Raw genomic sequence first — 15675 nt, 5'->3', positions numbered from 1 at the left:
CAGTTTGCATTCGCGCAGCAGGCAGGCACGACATCAATTGTTAAAGCTGGTTCCGCTAGGATAGCTGCTTCCGGGGAGAGATGTTTCGTGCCGACAGCAGCTTCCGAGCCGACACACGACGACAGGTCGATCCTCTCGCTGCAGATGGATGCCATCCACAGTTCGTCCCCGGCCTCGTTTCTCAGCATCATCGCGGCATCGCTGTCCGTCTACGTCTACTGGTCTCCCGAGATCGCAGCGGGACTGATGATCTGGTTTGCCTGCATTTTCGCGATCGCGGCGACGAATGTGATCACCACCGCGATGCGGGTACGGAGCATTCCGTCTGGATGGACGGACGAGGCATGGGAGCGCTTCGTCTGCGTGATGCATCTCCTGTCCGGCCTGGCCTGGGGGATTGGCGGCGGGTGGATGCTGAGCATAGCCACCGGGCAGCAGGCGCTGCTGACGATATCGATCGGCCTCGGCGCCGTGACCGTCTCGATACCCTCGGTGGTGCATCAGACTGCCTACAACCTGTTCCATTTTCCGATCTTCTGGTGCTACGCCGTGGGTGCGCTGTTCAGCTCGCTCGAATTCGGCTGGGTCATTGCCGTCGGCTTCTTCCTCCTCGCCCCGTTTTCCATGTTGATCGGACGCGACCTCGGCCGGAGACTGGTGATGGCACTGCGCCTGTCGATCGAGAACAAGCGCCTGGCGGAGCGCCTCGAAGAACGCACCGCGGCGCTGGAGAGCGCGAACCGCGAGCTCGAGGTGCTGAGCACCACCGATCCACTCACCGGGGTCGCCAATCGCCGCCGGCTGATGTCCTTCGGGCGCGCAGCGCCTGCCTCCTGCGCCGTGCTCGTCGTCGATATCGACCACTTCAAGTCCTACAACGACACGTACGGCCACGTCGAAGGCGACGCCTGCCTCGTGGCGGTCGCGGATGCGCTGCGATCCAGCGTGCGGCCGCATCTTGACCTCGTCGCGCGCCTTGGCGGCGAGGAATTCGTCGTGGTCCTGACCGAGGCCACGCGGGACATCGCCGAATCGGTCGCCGAGCGGATGCGCGCCAACGTCGAAGGCGCCCATGCCTCCGGATCGAAGCGGATCAGGCGCGTCGTGACCGCGAGCATCGGCTTCAGCGTGCGAAGCCCGGACAGGCCGAGATCATTCGCCAGGCTGATGGAAGAGGCCGATGCCGCCGTCTATCAGGCGAAGGCCGCGGGCCGGAACCAGGTGTGCAAGGCCATCAACACAAGGGCGCGCCGCGCGCACGCCTGACCGTCAGTCCGGCAACTGCTCGCGCGTCAGCCAGAACACCTCGCCCTCGCTGCCTTCGGTGTCGAGCCAGAGGAAGGGTGTATCCGGATATTGGGCCTCGAGCAGATCGCGGTCGGTTCCGATCTCGCAGAGCAGCCCGCCGCCCGGATTGAGATGGTTTCCTGCCTCGGCGAGAATGCGGCGGACGATGTCGAAACCGTCCTCGCCGCCGTCGAGCGCCATTGCCGGCTCGTGGCGGAATTCCCGCGGCAGTGCCTCCATCGCCTCGCGCCCCACATAGGGCGGGTTGGTGATGATGAGGTCGTAGGCGCGGCCGGGCACGGCGTCGAACAGGTCGCCCTGGAACAGGTGGACGCGGTCTTCCAGCCCGTGGTCGGCGACGTTCTCGGTCGCGAGCGACAGCACCTGCGTCGACAGGTCCGCGCCGTCAACCTCGGCATTCGGGAAGGCGTAAGCCGCGAAGATCGCCAGCGAACCGCCGCCGGTGCAGAGATCAAGAACCGACGTCACCGACAGCGGGTCATCGATCAGGCCGATCCCCTCGTCCGTACCGTCGAAAAGCGGCGAGCGCAGCAGCTCGGCGATGAAGGAACGGGGAGCGAGCGCGCGGGCATCGCTGCGGAACGGCACGCCCATCAGATAGGTTCGGCCGGTGAGATACGCCGCCGGCAGCCGCTCCTCGACACGGCGAGCAATGAGCTCGCCGAGCAGCGCCTTTTCGCGCTGGGTGAGCCGCGCGTCGGCGAAGGCGTTGAAGTCGTCCACCGGCAGGTGGAGCGTCTCCAGGATCAGGAACACCGCCTCGTCGAGCGCATTGTCGGAGCCGTGGCCGAAATGCAGGCCAGCGGCCGAGAAGGCCGACACGGCATAGCGCAGGACGTCGCGCAGGGTGACGAGTTCCGTCACCTCGGCGCGCGGGTCGCCTGCGCCCGCCGTGGCGTTCGTTGTCATCAGAAGAACGCCTGGATGCCCGTCTGCGCCCGGCCGAGGATCAGCGCGTGCACGTCGTGCGCGCCCTCGTAGGTGTTGACCGTCTCCAGGTTCGCCGCGTGGCGCATGACGTGATAGCCGATCTGGATGCCGTTGCCGCCGTGCATGTCGCGGGCCTGGCGGGCGATGTCGAGCGCTTTGCCGCAGTTGTTGCGCTTGACGATCGAGATCATCTCCGGCGCCATCTTGTGCTCGTCCATCAGCCGGCCGACGCGCAGCGAGGCCTGCAGGCCGAGCGAAATCTCGGTCTGCATGTCGGCGAGCTTCTTCTGGTAGAGTTGTGTGCCGGCGAGCGGCTTGCCGAACTGCTTGCGATCGAGGCCATACTGGCGGGCGCGGAACCAGCAGTCCTCCGCCGCGCCGAGAGCGCCCCAGGAGATGCCGTAGCGGGCGCGGTTGAGGCAGCCGAACGGACCGCCGAGGCCGCGCGCGTTGGGCAACAGCGCATCCTCGCCGACCTCGACATTCTCCATCACCACTTCGCCGGTGATCGAGGCGCGGAGGCTCAGCTTGCCCTCGATCTTCGGCGCCGACAGGCCCTTCATGCCCTTTTCGAGCACGAAGCCGCGAATCTCGTCCTTGCCGTCCTCGTTCTTCAGCTTGGCCCAGACCACGAACACGTCGGCGATCGGCGCGTTGGAGATCCACATCTTGGCGCCGTTGAGCCGGTAGCCGCCTGCGGTCTTCTCGGCGCGGGTCTTCATGCCGCCCGGGTCGGAGCCGGCCTCCGGCTCGGTCAGGCCGAAGCAGCCGATGAACTCGCCCGACGCCAGCTTCGGCAGATACTTCTTCCGCTGCTCCTCGGAGCCGTAGGCATAGATCGGATACATCACCAGCGAGGACTGCACGCTCATCATCGAGCGGTAACCGCTGTCGACGCGCTCCACCTCGCGGGCGACGAGGCCGTAGGTCACATAATTCGCGCCGATGCCGCCATATTCCTCGGGAACCGTGACGCCCAGCAGGCCCGCCTCGCCCATCTCGCGGAAGATCGACGGATCTGAGGTCTCGTTGAGATACATATCCTCCACGCGCGGCGCGAGCTTGTCCGCGGCGAACGCGGCCGCCGCGTCGCGGATCATGCGCTCGTCCTCGGAAAGCTGGTCTTCCAGCAGGAAGGGATCGTTCCAGACGAAACCCGCCAGTTTGGCCGGCCTGTGTTCCATGTTCATCGGCTTCATTCCTTCGCGAGAAATCCGGCGCCCTTAAAGCCGATTTCGCGGCCGGACGAAAGCCCTTCGTCGGGCGCCTTTCGGGAGCGGGCATTCATCGCATTTTAGCCATACGCTCAAATCGTTCCTAACCAGCGATGTCGATAGCCGGTGCGGGCGGCGCAAAGCGAGGATTCCTTCTCCAGACATTAACCTCCTCGCCAGAAGAATGCAGACGGACACATGCGCATCCGGGACGCCTCTTGATGGACGACTCTTCTCAGACTGCGGGACCTTCACGCCTGACACGGCAGATGAAGGTCACTTACTGGATCGCCCTCACCCTGATCGCCGCGATGGCGACGGCGTCATACTGGCTGCTCGATCAGAAACTGTCCGAGCACCGCGCCAACCGCGAGCTTCTGATGCTCGTCGGCACGCAAGGCACGCTCTCACAGCGCATCGTGTTCCTCGCGAACCAGGTACAACTCACCCGGCCGGAGGCGAGGCCCGAGATGCTTGCCGCCCTCTCCGCCTCGATCACCGATTTCGAACGCAACTATGACAAGCTGCTCGACCTTTCCGGCGTCGAGGACGCATCGGTGCAGCCGCGCGACCGCGCGATGTTCGAACAGGTCCTGTTCGCGCAGCCGTTTCATCTCGACCATTTCACCACCGAGCTCGCCGCCCGCGCACGGCGTTTCGTCGCTGCCAGCGAACAGGAAGCTGGGATGGACGTCATGGCGTCGGGCTATTCGCCACGCTTCGAACTCGCCCATCTCGACGCCACCGTCGCAAACACCACGCTCCTCGCCTATACGGAGCTGCGCGAACGCCTCCAAGCGCTGATCAACACGCGCCTCGGCGACATGCTCACAGTGCATCGGGCGTTGTACGTGCTCACCCTCCTGCTGCTCGGTGCCGTGGCGATCTTCATCTTCCGCCCGATGGCGAACGCGATCGGCCGCAAGACGAGCGAACTTGTCGAGGCGCGCAACTCCATGGCCTTCCTCGCCGCGCATGACGGGCTGACGGGGCTGCGCAACCGCGCCTTCCTGATCGACCATTTCGACACCCAGATCAGCGGCGCCAAGCGCCGCGGCGAGCGCATCGCGGTGCTGCAGATCGACCTCGACGGCTTCAAGCAGATCAACGACACGATCGGTCATGCGGCCGGCGACTACGTGCTCGCGACGACGGCGCGGCGCATGCGCGAGACCTCGCGCGCCTCGGACATGTGCGTGCGGCTCGGCGGCGACGAATTCGTCATCGTACTCACCGGCGCCGGCCGTACCGAGGACATCGGCATGGTCGCCAAGCGTGTTCTCGACCGCATCGGCGAGCCGATGGACTTCGAGGGTGTGACGATCCAGTGCGCGGCGAGCGCCGGCATCGCCGTCTATCCGGTCGATGCCGACAATGCGAGCGACCTCCTGGTCGACGCGGACCTCGCACTCTACAACGCCAAGAAATCGGCCACCGGCTCGTTCTGCTTCTTCTCGGACGAACTGCGCCGCGAGCTCGACTACCGCAAGATGCTGGAGCGCGACATGCGCTCGGCGATCGCCGACCGCTCCTTCGAGGTCTATTTCCAGCCGCAGGTGTCGCTGCTCAACGGCTCGGTGGCCGGCATCGAGGCGCTGGTGCGCTGGCCGCATCCGGAGCGCGGCATGATCTCGCCCGGGGAGTTCATCCCGATCGCCGAGAAAACCGGGCTGATGGCCGAGATCGGCAAGATTGTCATGGACAAGGCGATCGGGGCGGCGGCGGAGTGGCACCACAACGGGATCCAGTTTGGCCGGCTCGCCGTGAACGCGTCGGGCACCGAACTGCGCGAGGCGGATTTCGCCAAATTCTTGTTCGGCACGCTGGAGAAGCACGGCCTGCCGCCGCAGAAGCTCTCCCTCGAAATCGTGGAATCGGTGATCCTGGACGACGAGAAGACGGGCATCGCAGGCAAGCTCAGGCTGATCCGCGCGGCGGGCGTTCATCTCGAGCTCGACGATTTCGGTACCGGCTACGCCTCGCTCAGCCACGTCAACCCGAACGAGATCGACCGGCTCAAGATCGACCGCCGCTTCGTGCAGAAGATCAACACCAACGACGACAACAGCGCGATCGTCAAGGCGATCACCGAGCTCGCGCGCGGGCTCGGCATCTCCATCATCGCCGAGGGCGCGGAGACGGAGGAGGAACTGTCCTCGCTGCTCAAGATCGGCTGCGAACAGGTGCAGGGCTACTCCATCGCCTTCCCGATGCCGGTCGATCAGGCACGCAGCTGGCTGGCACAGCGCTCGCCGAAGAAACCGGTCATCCGGCTCGCCGCAAGCAACGTCGCCTGACACATTCGTCCGGGCGTTCGCCACACCGCTTTCGCGGCCGGGGCGAATCCCGGTAAGATGGCGGAATGCCAATCCGCCCCCTCTCCGAAACGATGGTGAACCAGATCGCCGCCGGCGAGGTCATCGAGCGGCCGGCGAGCGTCGTTAAGGAACTGGTCGAGAACGCGCTGGACGCAGGCGCAACCCGCGTCGACGTCGCGACGGCCGGCGGCGGGCTCAGCCTCATCCGCGTCACCGACGACGGCTCGGGCATTCCGGAGGCCGAGCTGTCGCTCGCGGTGGCGCGCCACTGCACCTCCAAGCTCACCGACGACATCAACGACATCCGTGCCCTGGGCTTCCGCGGCGAGGCTCTGCCATCGATCGGCTCGGTGTCGAAGCTCGCGATCCGGTCGCGGACCGCAGAGGCGGAAAACGGCGCGGAGATCGCGGTGGACGGCGGCCGCGTCGCGTCCGTGCGCCCGGCGCCCGCCAATCGCGGCACGCTGGTGGAGGTGCGCGACCTGTTCTTTGCGACGCCGGCGCGGCTGAAGTTCATGAAGGGCGAGCGCGCGGAGGCGACGGCGATCGCCGACACGGTCAAGCGCATCGCGATCGCGTTCCCCGAAGTCCGGTTCAGCCTGTCCGGACCCGACCGCAGCACGCTCGACCTAGCTCCCGCCGGCGAAGGCCCCGAAGGCCGGCTTGCGCGCGTGGCGCAGGTGCTCGGCCGTGAATTCGCCGAGAATTCGCTCGCCGTCGACGCGCTGCGGGAAGGCGTGCGGCTCGACGGCTACATCTCCATCCCCGCCTACAGCCGGGCGAACGCGCTGCAGCAGTTCGCCTATGTCAACGGCCGACCGGTGCGCGACAAGCTGATCGCCGGCGCGCTGCGCGCCGGTTTCGCCGACGTTCTGCCGCGCGACCGGCATCCGGTCACCGCGCTGTTCCTGACGCTCGACCCGGCCCTGGTGGACGTCAACGTGCATCCGGCGAAGTCCGACGTGCGCTTCCGCGATCCGGGCCTCGTGCGCGGCCTGATCGTCGGTGCGATCCGCGAGACCTTGGCGCGTTCCGGCATCCGGGCGGCGACGAGCGGCGCGGACGGCATGATGGCCGCGTTCCGCGCAGACGGCGCCGCAGCCGCAGCGCCGGCGTGGCCTCGCGGCGATACCGGTGTGAACGCCCCGCTATGGACGACACCGCAGCCCGCCCGCTCCTTCGGCCCGGCGGGTGGGTTCGGCGAGGCGATGCAGGCCGTGTTCGAGACGGCGCGCTCCACCGACATGCGCGCGGATGCATCGGAGCCGCCGGTGGACCTGCTCGACCGGGATCTGGGTGCAGCGCGCGCGCAGGTGCACGAGAACTACATCGTCGCACAGACGCGGGATTCGCTCATCATCGTCGACCAGCACGCCGCGCATGAGCGGCTGGTCTACGAGCAGTTGAAGACGGCACTGGCGAGCCGCGGCGTTCCCGCCCAGATGCTGCTGGTGCCGGAGATTGTCGATCTCGGCGAGGACGATGCCGAAAGGCTCGCCAGGCACGCGGACACACTGCGCCGTTTCGGCCTGTCGGTCGAGCGCTTCGGCCCAGGCGCGGTCGCCGTGCGCGAGACGCCGGCCATGTTGGGCGAGGTGGATGCCGGGCAGTTGATCCGCGACCTCGCCGACGAGATCGGCGAGCACGACACGACCGAGACCCTGACCAGGCGGCTCGACGCGATCGCCGCGACGATGGCCTGCCACGGCTCGGTGCGGTCGGGCCGCAAGCTGCGGCCGGAGGAGATGAACGCGCTCCTGCGGCAGATGGAGGCGACGCCGGGCTCCGGAACGTGCAATCACGGCCGCCCGACCTATATCGAGCTGAAGCTCGCCGACATCGAACGGCTGTTCGGGCGGCGATGAGCGGCCCGCGCCGCGGCGGCAGCTTGATTTCCCGCGCGAAGTATGGCGGATGAGGCGCATTAGAGCGCCGCGCGTCCTATTGGACGCGCAAAGGACGCTCTAACACTTTGAGTTGGCGCATGATCCTTCCGAAAATCGATTCCGATTTTCGGGGTCAGGCGGACGCGAGCAGACATGAACCGTTTCGAAGGCCCCGGCGCGAAGGAAGCGCGCATCCGCTATCTCGACGGCGACTTCCAGGTCGCCAGTCCGGGCTCGTTCGTGCGCTGCGCGGTGACGGGTGAGGCAATACCGCTCGACGAGCTCAAATACTGGAGCGTCGCGCGGCAGGAGGCCTATCTCACCGCTGCCATCTCGCTGAAGCGTGAAATCGACGCCAATCCCGGCCTGCGCAAGCGCGGCTGAGCAACCCTACCGTTCGAACGCGGCGATCGTGTCGCCGATGATCCGTTCCGGAATTCCCGGCGGATCGAATTCCAGGTCGATCTCGATGACGGAGAGCCGCTGCAAAAGTCGCGCGGCAACCTCGGAGGCGTGGCGGATGCGCACGGCATCCTTTGCCGTCGTGACCAGGTCGGCGCCTGCTGCATCCGCCTGTTCGAGCAGCTCGGCGAGGTTCTCGTCGGTGTAGTAGTGATGGTCGGGGAAAGGCCGCGTTGCGACGAGCCTGCCGCCCGCCTCCTCGACGGTGCGGAAGAACTTGTCCGGATGGCCGATACCGGCAAAGGCCAGCAGCGCGCGGCCCTCGACCCCGCTGCCGGGGCGCGGCCGGGCGACCGCGTCGTAGATCGGGCGTCCGGCGCGCGCGGCGAGCCGCACCAGCGCGTCGGCCGCTTCGCCCTCGCCCATGCGCAGAACCGCGTGGGCATGGCGGATCTGGTCGACCAGCGGCGCCCTCACCGGACCGCCCGGGATGATGTGGCCGTTGCCGAGGCCGCGCTGCGCGTCCACCACCAGGAGCGCGTAGTCGTAATGGATATGCGCGCTCTGGAACCCGTCATCCATGATGAGGAAATCGCATCCCTCCGCGATCAGCAGCCGCGCGCCCGCCGCACGGTTGGGCGTCACCGCTGTCGGCGCCTCGCTGGCGAGCAGAAGCGGCTCGTCGCCGGTCGACTTGGCGCTGTCGTGGTGCGGATCGACCAGATGCGGCTTTGACAGGCTGCCGCCATGGCCGCGCGACAGAAAGCCCGGCTCCAGGCCCATGCGGCGGGCCTGCTGAGCGAGCGCGATGGCGACCGGCGTCTTGCCGGCCCCGCCGACGGTCGGGTTGCCGACGCACAGCACCGGCACTCCGACATGCTCGCGTCGCGCATTCAGCATGCGGCGGGCAGCGACCAGCCCGTAGACTGACGAGACCGGCCACAGCAGCGCCGACCTCCAGTCGGGACGATCCCACCAGAAGGGCGGGGCCTCGCTTGCCATCATCTCGCCCGGCGGCCGTTGGCCTGCTCGAGGCGGGCCTTGACGATCAGCGGCTGGACATAGGGCTCCAGCGCCTTGAGCGTGAGGTTGAGCGCGCCGCGCATGGCCTCGACCGTCTCGCGACCCGCGGCGATCATCTCGCGGCGCTTGGCCGGGTTGGTGAGGAGGAAGTTCACCGCGCCCGCCAGCATGTCGGCGTCGCGAACGAGCCTGGCGCCGCCGCGGTCGACGAGCTTCTGGTAGGCGTCGCGGAAGTTCTGCACGTTGCGCCCGGCCAGTACCGCCGTATCGAGCAGCGCCGGCTCGAGCGGGTTCTGGCCGCCCTCCGCCGTCAGCGAACGGCCGACGAAGGCGATCTCGGTCAGGCGCAGGTAGAGTCCCATCTCGCCGATCGTGTCGCCGAGCAGGATGTCGGTGTCATAGAGGATGCGGTCGTTGCGGCTGCGGCGTGCCACCTTCAGGCCCATGGCCGCGAACTCTGCCTCCAGCGCGTCGGCGCGCTTGGGATGGCGCGGCACGATGATCGTCAGGATGTCGGGATGCCGCTGCTTCAGGAGGCGATGGACGGAGACGGCCACCTGCTCCTCGCCCTCATGGGTCGACACCGCCGCCCATGTCGGGCGTTTGCCGATCTGGCCGCCGATCAGCGCCAGCGCGGCGTCGTCCACCGGAAGCGGCTCGGTGTCGCCCTTAAGGTTGCCCGACACCGTCACGGGCCTCGCGCCCAGGGTGCGGAAGCGCTCGCCGTCGATTTCCGACTGCGCGATGACGTGCGAGAGGTTCTCGAACAGCGCCTCGGCGATGTAGGAGCGCTTCTTCCACGATTCGAACGAGCGGTCGGACATACGGCCGTTGACGAGGATCTGCGGGATGCGGCGCGAGCCGAGCTCCAGGATCGTCATCGGCCAGATCTCGGATTCGGCAATGATGGCGAGATCCGGCGCCCAGTGGGTGAGGAAGCGGTTCAGCGCCGGGGTCAGGTCCAGCGGCACATATTGGTGGATCACGCCTTCGCTGAAGCGGTCGCGCACCACGGCGGCGGAGGTCACGGTCCCGGTGGTCAGCACCACGTTGATACCGAGGCCTATGATGCGCTCGACCAGCGGCGCCACGGCGAGCGTCTCGCCGACGCTCGCGGCGTGGAACCAGACGAGCGGGCCATGCGGGCGGGCCGCTCCAGGGAAGCCGTAGCGCTCGCGCCGGCGGCTACGCTCCTCCTTGCCCTTGCTGGTGCGCCAGGCGATATAGCCGCCGACCAGCGGATAGGCCGCGGCTCCGGCCCAGCGATATGTGCCCAACAGTGCGCGTGCCCAGCGTTCGCTCATGTGCGGTCGTCTGCCAGGCTGTAGGCGCGCTTCGTCGCCGCGTTGAGAGCGTCGGTGAGGCGGCGGCGGTAGTATTCCATCTCCGCCTCGGACGCACCTGCCGGCACCTGGATTTCCTCGGTGGAGGCGATGCCGCAACGCCCGAAGGGCAGGTTGATCGTCGTCTTGTCCCAGCTCTTTTCGAGCACCTTGCGCCGGCTCGTGGCGAAGGCGACGCCGACGATGGGCCGGCCGGATATCCTCGACAGGGTGATCACGCCGAGCCCCGCCTCGCGCGGGGTTCCGTGCGGTATGTCTGCGATCATGCAGACCGACTTGCCCTGGTCGAGCGCCTTTTTGAGGGCAATCAGCGCCCTCGCACCGCCTTTTTCGATCGAATGCTTACCGTCGCGCCCGCCTGATCCCCTGACGGGCTCCAGTCCGAGGCGGCTTGCGGCCAGCGCGTTGAGTTCGGCGTCGGCGCTGCGCGAGAACATGGTCGGCAAGCGCTGCCCTTTCGGCACGAAGGCCGGGGCAAGCAGATGCTGGCCGTGCCAGAGCACGTAGATATTGTTCGAGCGGACATCGAGGAAGCTGTCCACCGGATCGGAGCCGGGCGCGATCCGGTTCGTCGCCTTGACGAAGCGCAGGCCCGACGCGATCGCCGAGGCGAGCAGGTTCTTCACCATGGTCGACTGCGCCAGCGGCTTGCGGATCTTCCGCCAGAGGCGGCCGATCGGGCTGCGCTTGCGCACAGGCTGCGGCGCCTCGTCCTCGGCGGACATGTCTCCCACGCTCACCGACTAGCGCCCGGCCGCCTGTTGCGAATCGGGGTCGAGGAGGCGGTGCAGATGGACGATGAAGTAGCGCATGTGCGCGTTGTCGACGCTGGCCTGCGCCTTGGCGCGCCAGGCAAGCTCGGCCGACTTGTAGTCGGGAAAGATACCGACGATGTCGAGGCCTTCGAGGTCGCGGAATTCGAGCCCCTTCAACGACTTCAGCTCGCCACCGAAGACGAGATGCAGAAGCTGCTTCCTTTCGCCATCGTCAGACATGGCCTTCTCCTCGTACGTTCGATTCCGACCGGTCGCAGATCGCGCGGCCGATTCAGGCGTCCTGGCGGATCAGAATATCCGAGAGCCTGTCTAGTAGATAAGGGCCGCCCGCGACAAGCGAGCCGTGCTGCGGACTGACGCCGCCATAAAATGGCGAACCGCCCTCTCGCGCACGAATCCCGCCTCCAGCCTCCGTGAGGATGAGATCGGCGGCCGCCAGATCCCAATCGTGCGACCTAGGCTTGACGAATGTGGCGTCGATGCGACCGGCCGCGACCATCGCCAGCCGATAGGCGAGCGAGGGGATGTAGGGCACGGTGCGCAGGTCCGGGAAGCGCTCGCGCGCGGCATCGACCATCGTCTTCGGCCCGGCGATCGATGGAGAGGCATCGGTCTCGCGGATCGACAGGCCTGTTCCGTCCAGGAACGCGCCGCCGCCGAGCGCGGCGGAATAAAACTCGGCCTTGGCCGGGCACGCCAGCACGCCTGCGAGTGGTCGACCCTTCTCGACCACGGCGATGCTGACGCACCAGGTGTCGCGCTTGTCGATGAAGGCGCGGGTGCCGTCGATCGGGTCGACGACGAACAGCCGCTCTGTCTTCAGCCGGTCGGGCGTGTCGACCGTCTCCTCGGACAGCCAGCCATAGTCCGGCCGCGCGGCGCGCAGGGTCTCACGCAGATAGGTGTCGACGGCGATGTCGGCCTGGGTGACCGGGGAATCGCCCGGCTTCATCCAGACGTCCGGCTTGCGACCGAAATAGCGCATGGCGATCTCGCCGCCGCGCAGCGCGGCGTCGGAGATCAAAGCGAGGTCGGCCTCGAAGGCCGTCAGCCGGGGTTCAACTGCCTGCAAGGGTCATCCCTTCGATGAGCAGCGTTGGCGCGGCCGTGCCGAAATTGCGGTCGAGATCGTCGGCAGGAACAAGTGCCAGGAACATGTCCTTGAGGTTGGAGGCGATCGTCACCTCGGTCACCGGGAAGGTCAGTTCGCCGTTCTCGATCCAGAAGCCGGAGGCGCCGCGGCTGTATTCGCCGGTTACCATGTTGACGCCCTGGCCGAACACCTCGGTTACGTAGAAGCCTGACTTGAGGCGGGCGATCATGTCCTTCGGCGAGATGGCGCCCGGCTCGATCGCCAGGTTGGTCGAGGTCGGCGACACGGACGAACCGGAGCGCGCGCCGCGCCCGTTGGTCACGAGGCCGAGCTCCTTCGCGGCCGAATTCGACAGGAACCAGTGCCGCAGCACGCCACGGTCGACCATTGTCAGCGGCTGTCCCCGTACGCCCTCGCCGTCGAAGGGCCGCGAGGCCTGACCGCGGCGGCGCAGCGGATCGTCGGTGACGGTGATGGCCGCGGAAGCGACCTGCTCGCCCATCATGTCGCGCAGGAAGCTCGTCTTGCGCGCCACGCTGGCGCCGTTGATCGCGCCGGCGAGGTGGCCGGCGATGCCGCGCGCCACGCGCGGGTCGAAGACAGCGGTGATCGTCCCGGTCGGCACCTTGCGCCCACCGAGCCGGCGCACGGCCCGCTCGCCGGCGCTCCTGCCGATGGCGGCCGCGCTTTCGAGGTCGAGATAATGCTGGCGCGAGGAGAAGTCGTAGTCACGCTCCATGCCGGTGCCCTCTCCGGCGACGGCGCTGACCGAGCGGGAGAAGCGGGTGGCGGCATAGTGGCCGACGAAGCCGTGCGAAGTGGCCAGCACCATGCCGCCCATGCCGGCGCCGGCGCTGGAACCGCCCGAATTGGAGATGCCCTTGATGGCGAGCGCGGCTTCTTCCATTTCCAGTGCCGCCTCGCGCAGTTGCTCGGCGGACAGCTCCGTCGGGTCGAACAGATCGAGGTCGACGACGCCGTCAGCAAGAAGCGCCGGATCGACAAGCCCCTGGTAGGGGTCCTCGGGCGAGACCTTCGCCATCGCAACGGCGCGTTGGGCGAGCGTGCCGGCATCCGAGGAGGCGGTGGCCGAGACGCTGGCGACGCGCTGTCCGACGAAGACGCGCAGCGAGATGTCGTCGCTTTCCGACGCCTCGGTCGATTCTACCTTGCCGAGACGGACAGTGACGCCCTTCGAGCGCGAGCGGACGGCGACCGCATCGGCTGCGTCGGCCCCTGCCCGCTTCGCTGCATCCACCAATGCGGCGACGCGCTCGGCAAGTTTCTTCGAATCGGGGGAATCTGTCATGACGGCTTCCAACATGCTGCGACTGGGCACTTGCGGCGGACCTGCGCAGGTGCGGAGCGATGAGCGGCCGGGCGTAGCTGCGGACGTCCGGTCATTTCGCGTCGTTTCGAAACAGAAATGACTCAATCTGATCGGACATAGCTCCGGACCCCATCTATTGTTCCCACTCGGGTTCTGCAATGGGTGGCGGTGATCCCGCCGCGACGCCAACACGAAACGAGATCGAAGAATGGAACAGCACGGACCGGCGATCTATGCACAAGTGTTGCTGATGCTGGGTGGAGCGGTCATCGCTGCCCCACTTTTCAAGCGCTTCGGATTAGAGACGGTGCTGGGCTACATCGCGGCCGGCATCGCCATCGGGCCGGTCACGCTGCTGATCACCGGCAGTGACCAGTTGCTTCAACTCGGCGAGCTCGGCGTCGTGTTCCTGCTCTTCATCATCGGTCTGGAACTCAAGCCGGCGCGGTTGTGGGCCATGCGCAAAGACATATTCGGCCTCGGTACGGCGCAGGTGGTCACCACCGGCCTCGTGCTGACGGCTCTCGCCGTTCTGCTCGCCGGCTTCTCGCTGCCGGCGGCGATCCTTGCCGGATTCGGCCTGGCGCTGTCGTCGACCGCATTCGCGACCCAGATCCTCGAACAGCAGGGCTCGCTCAACCGGCGCTATGGCCAGATCTCGTTCTCCATCCTTCTGCTGCAGGACATGGCGATCGTGCCGCTGCTTGCCGTCATTCCAATCCTGGCGCCCTTCGCGGTCGAGATGGAGGAATCGGGCTACAGGGAGCTTTCGATCGCGGCCGCCGCGGTGGCGACCCTGTTCGTCTCCGGCCGCTACCTGCTCAACCCGCTGTTCCGCATCATCGCCAACACCGGCGCGCGAGAGGCCATGATCGCGGCGGCGCTGCTTGTGGTGCTTGGTGCCGCGACACTGATGCAGCTTGCAGGCCTGTCCATGGCAATGGGCGCATTCCTGGCGGGCGTGATGCTGGCCGATTCATCCTACCGGCATGAGCTGGAAGCCTGCATCGAGCCTTTCCGCGGCATCCTGCTCGGCCTGTTCTTCATGGCGGTCGGCATGTCGCTCGACCTCGAGGTGATCCGGGACCATTGGGGCACCATCCTGATCGCAGTGCCGATCATGATGCTGGTGAAGGCCCTGATCATCTATCCTCTGGCGCGTCTCTTCGGTGCCGATCACGACGATGCGCTGCAGGTGGCGCTGATCCTGCCGCAGGGCGGCGAGTTCGGCTTCGTGCTCTTTTCGGCAGCGACCGGCGCGGCGATCCTCTCAGCGGAGACGGCATCGATGCTGATCGCGATCGTGACCGTCTCCATGGCGCTGACGCCCGTCGTCGTGCGCCTGGGCCAGCGGCTGAAGACGCCGCTCGACGCGGACGAGATCGAGGAGAACTTCGACGAGGCGGGCGCGGACGTGCTGATGATCGGATTCTCACGCTTCGGCCAGATCGCGTCGCAAATCCTGCTGTCGGGCGGCACGTCGGTCACGATCATAGACAACTCGGCCAACCGGGTGCGCGCCGTCGAGAAATTCGGCTTCCGCATCTATTTCGGCGACGGCACGCGCAAAGACGTGCTGGAGGCCGCCGGCATCCGCGACGCCAAGGTGGTTGCGATCTGCACCCGCGAGCGGGCCACGACGGACAAGATCGTCGACTTGATCCAGCACGACTATCCCGACGTTAAACTCTATGTGCGCGCCTACGACAGGACGCATACGCTGCAGCTGCGCGCCAAGGGCGTGGAATACGAGGTGCGGGAGACCTTCGAGTCGGGCCTGATGTTCGGCCGCCGCACCCTCGAGGGGCTTGGCGTATCGGAAATGGAGGCGCTGGAGATTGCCGAGGACGTGCGCCGGCGGGACGAGGAGCGCCTCGCCATGCAGGCGACCGGCGGCGCCTATGCCGGCAGTGGCACGCTGACGACGACGCCGGTGTCGCCCGAGCCGCTGACCAGGCCCAGCCGGGAGGCGCGCCGGCTCGACAAGGCGATCGAGGAAGCGGACAAGCGGGAACCGTCGGCGGCGCCCGGCTGAGCGGAGGAAGGTCTGAG

13 protein-coding genes are annotated in these 15675 nt (G+C 67.0%); 5 read left to right on the top strand and 8 right to left on the bottom strand.

Annotated features, from left to right (window positions below; genetic code table 11):
- Positions 1 to 87 precede the first annotated feature (87 nt).
- A complete protein-coding gene (locus tag B9Z03_RS11130) occupies positions 88 to 1266 on the top strand; it encodes a GGDEF domain-containing protein (RefSeq protein ID WP_085464277.1) in 1179 nt (392 codons plus the stop codon).
- A 3-nt stretch (positions 1267 to 1269) separates the two neighbouring features.
- Here the strand turns inward: B9Z03_RS11130 and prmB are convergent, their stop codons facing one another.
- On the bottom strand, positions 1270 to 2217 hold the full coding sequence (prmB, locus tag B9Z03_RS11125; protein ID WP_085464276.1) for a 50S ribosomal protein L3 N(5)-glutamine methyltransferase: 948 nt from the start codon (positions 2215 to 2217) through the stop codon (positions 1270 to 1272).
- Positions 2217 to 3428 carry an acyl-CoA dehydrogenase gene (locus B9Z03_RS11120; protein WP_210191362.1) on the bottom strand — a complete coding sequence of 404 codons (1212 nt, stop codon included), beginning with the start codon at positions 3426 to 3428 and terminating at the stop codon, positions 2217 to 2219. The genes prmB and B9Z03_RS11120 overlap by 1 nt, the downstream gene beginning before the upstream one ends.
- Positions 3429 to 3673: 245 nt before the next feature.
- Between B9Z03_RS11120 and B9Z03_RS11115 the strand changes: the two genes are divergently transcribed.
- The 3 genes from B9Z03_RS11115 to B9Z03_RS11105 all read left to right on the top strand — a co-directional run bounded on the left by B9Z03_RS11115 (position 3674) and on the right by B9Z03_RS11105 (position 8040).
- Positions 3674 to 5749, top strand: a complete 2076-nt coding sequence (locus B9Z03_RS11115; RefSeq protein ID WP_085464275.1) for a putative bifunctional diguanylate cyclase/phosphodiesterase — start codon at positions 3674 to 3676, stop codon at positions 5747 to 5749.
- Positions 5750 to 5814: 65 nt separating this feature from the next.
- Positions 5815 to 7635, top strand: coding sequence for a DNA mismatch repair endonuclease MutL (gene mutL / locus B9Z03_RS11110; protein WP_085464274.1), 1821 nt, complete (start codon positions 5815 to 5817; stop codon positions 7633 to 7635).
- 174 nt (positions 7636 to 7809) lie between these two features.
- Positions 7810 to 8040 carry a DUF2093 domain-containing protein gene (locus B9Z03_RS11105; RefSeq protein WP_085464273.1) on the top strand — a complete coding sequence of 77 codons (231 nt, stop codon included), beginning with the start codon at positions 7810 to 7812 and terminating at the stop codon, positions 8038 to 8040.
- 6 nt (positions 8041 to 8046) lie between these two features.
- Here the strand turns inward: B9Z03_RS11105 and lpxK are convergent, their stop codons facing one another.
- From lpxK to B9Z03_RS11075, 6 genes are read right to left on the bottom strand one after another with little or no spacing between them, the layout of a single operon-like run.
- The gene (gene lpxK, locus B9Z03_RS11100; protein WP_085464272.1) at positions 8047 to 9060 is read right to left on the bottom strand and encodes a tetraacyldisaccharide 4'-kinase; all 1014 of its coding nucleotides are present in this window, start codon (positions 9058 to 9060) and stop codon (positions 8047 to 8049) included.
- Positions 9060 to 10385 carry a lipid IV(A) 3-deoxy-D-manno-octulosonic acid transferase gene (gene waaA / locus B9Z03_RS11095; RefSeq protein WP_085464271.1) on the bottom strand — a complete coding sequence of 442 codons (1326 nt, stop codon included), beginning with the start codon at positions 10383 to 10385 and terminating at the stop codon, positions 9060 to 9062. The genes lpxK and waaA overlap by 1 nt, the downstream gene beginning before the upstream one ends.
- Complete coding sequence (locus B9Z03_RS11090; protein ID WP_085464270.1) at positions 10382 to 11149, bottom strand: lysophospholipid acyltransferase family protein; 768 nt, start codon at positions 11147 to 11149, stop codon at positions 10382 to 10384. The genes waaA and B9Z03_RS11090 overlap by 4 nt, the downstream gene beginning before the upstream one ends.
- Positions 11150 to 11167: 18 nt before the next feature.
- Entirely contained in the window at positions 11168 to 11419 is a 252-nt protein-coding gene (locus B9Z03_RS11085) for a DUF4170 domain-containing protein (RefSeq protein WP_085464269.1), read from the bottom strand.
- 52 nt (positions 11420 to 11471) lie between these two features.
- Positions 11472 to 12272, bottom strand: coding sequence for a 3'(2'),5'-bisphosphate nucleotidase CysQ (locus B9Z03_RS11080; RefSeq protein WP_085464268.1), 801 nt, complete (start codon positions 12270 to 12272; stop codon positions 11472 to 11474).
- Positions 12259 to 13602 (bottom strand): TldD/PmbA family protein, encoded by a 1344-nt coding sequence (locus B9Z03_RS11075; RefSeq protein ID WP_085464267.1) that lies wholly within the window; start codon positions 13600 to 13602, stop codon positions 12259 to 12261. The genes B9Z03_RS11080 and B9Z03_RS11075 overlap by 14 nt, the downstream gene beginning before the upstream one ends.
- A 229-nt stretch (positions 13603 to 13831) precedes the next feature.
- Between B9Z03_RS11075 and B9Z03_RS11070 the strand changes: the two genes are divergently transcribed.
- Complete coding sequence (locus B9Z03_RS11070; RefSeq protein ID WP_085464266.1) at positions 13832 to 15658, top strand: monovalent cation:proton antiporter-2 (CPA2) family protein; 1827 nt, start codon at positions 13832 to 13834, stop codon at positions 15656 to 15658.
- The last annotated feature ends 17 nt before the right edge of the window (positions 15659 to 15675 follow it).

Origin of the sequence: Mesorhizobium australicum, from assembly GCF_900177325.1 — a bacterium.
GTDB lineage: Bacteria > Pseudomonadota > Alphaproteobacteria > Rhizobiales > Rhizobiaceae > Mesorhizobium_A > Mesorhizobium_A australicum_A.
The sequence above is the reverse complement of the archived record's forward strand: the minus strand, read 5'-3'. Positions and strand labels throughout refer to the sequence as shown.

Bases quoted from the DNA above. Each gene is read 5' to 3' on its own strand.
- B9Z03_RS11085 (WP_085464269.1), bottom strand. From the start codon at position 11,419: ATGTCTGACGATGGCGAAAGGAAGCAGCTTCTGCATCTCGTCTTCGGT.
- B9Z03_RS11120 (WP_210191362.1), bottom strand. From the start codon at position 3,428: ATGAACATGGAACACAGGCCGGCCAAACTGGCGGGTTTCGTCTGGAAC.
- B9Z03_RS11105 (WP_085464273.1), top strand. From the start codon at position 7,810: ATGAACCGTTTCGAAGGCCCCGGCGCGAAGGAAGCGCGCATCCGCTAT.
- mutL (WP_085464274.1), top strand. From the start codon at position 5,815: ATGCCAATCCGCCCCCTCTCCGAAACGATGGTGAACCAGATCGCCGCC.
- B9Z03_RS11115 (WP_085464275.1), top strand. From the start codon at position 3,674: ATGGACGACTCTTCTCAGACTGCGGGACCTTCACGCCTGACACGGCAG.
- waaA (WP_085464271.1), bottom strand. From the start codon at position 10,385: ATGAGCGAACGCTGGGCACGCGCACTGTTGGGCACATATCGCTGGGCC.
- B9Z03_RS11075 (WP_085464267.1), bottom strand. From the start codon at position 13,602: ATGACAGATTCCCCCGATTCGAAGAAACTTGCCGAGCGCGTCGCCGCA.
- B9Z03_RS11070 (WP_085464266.1), top strand. From the start codon at position 13,832: ATGGAACAGCACGGACCGGCGATCTATGCACAAGTGTTGCTGATGCTG.
- lpxK (WP_085464272.1), bottom strand. From the start codon at position 9,060: ATGGCAAGCGAGGCCCCGCCCTTCTGGTGGGATCGTCCCGACTGGAGG.
- B9Z03_RS11090 (WP_085464270.1), bottom strand. From the start codon at position 11,149: ATGTCCGCCGAGGACGAGGCGCCGCAGCCTGTGCGCAAGCGCAGCCCG.
- prmB (WP_085464276.1), bottom strand. From the start codon at position 2,217: ATGACAACGAACGCCACGGCGGGCGCAGGCGACCCGCGCGCCGAGGTG.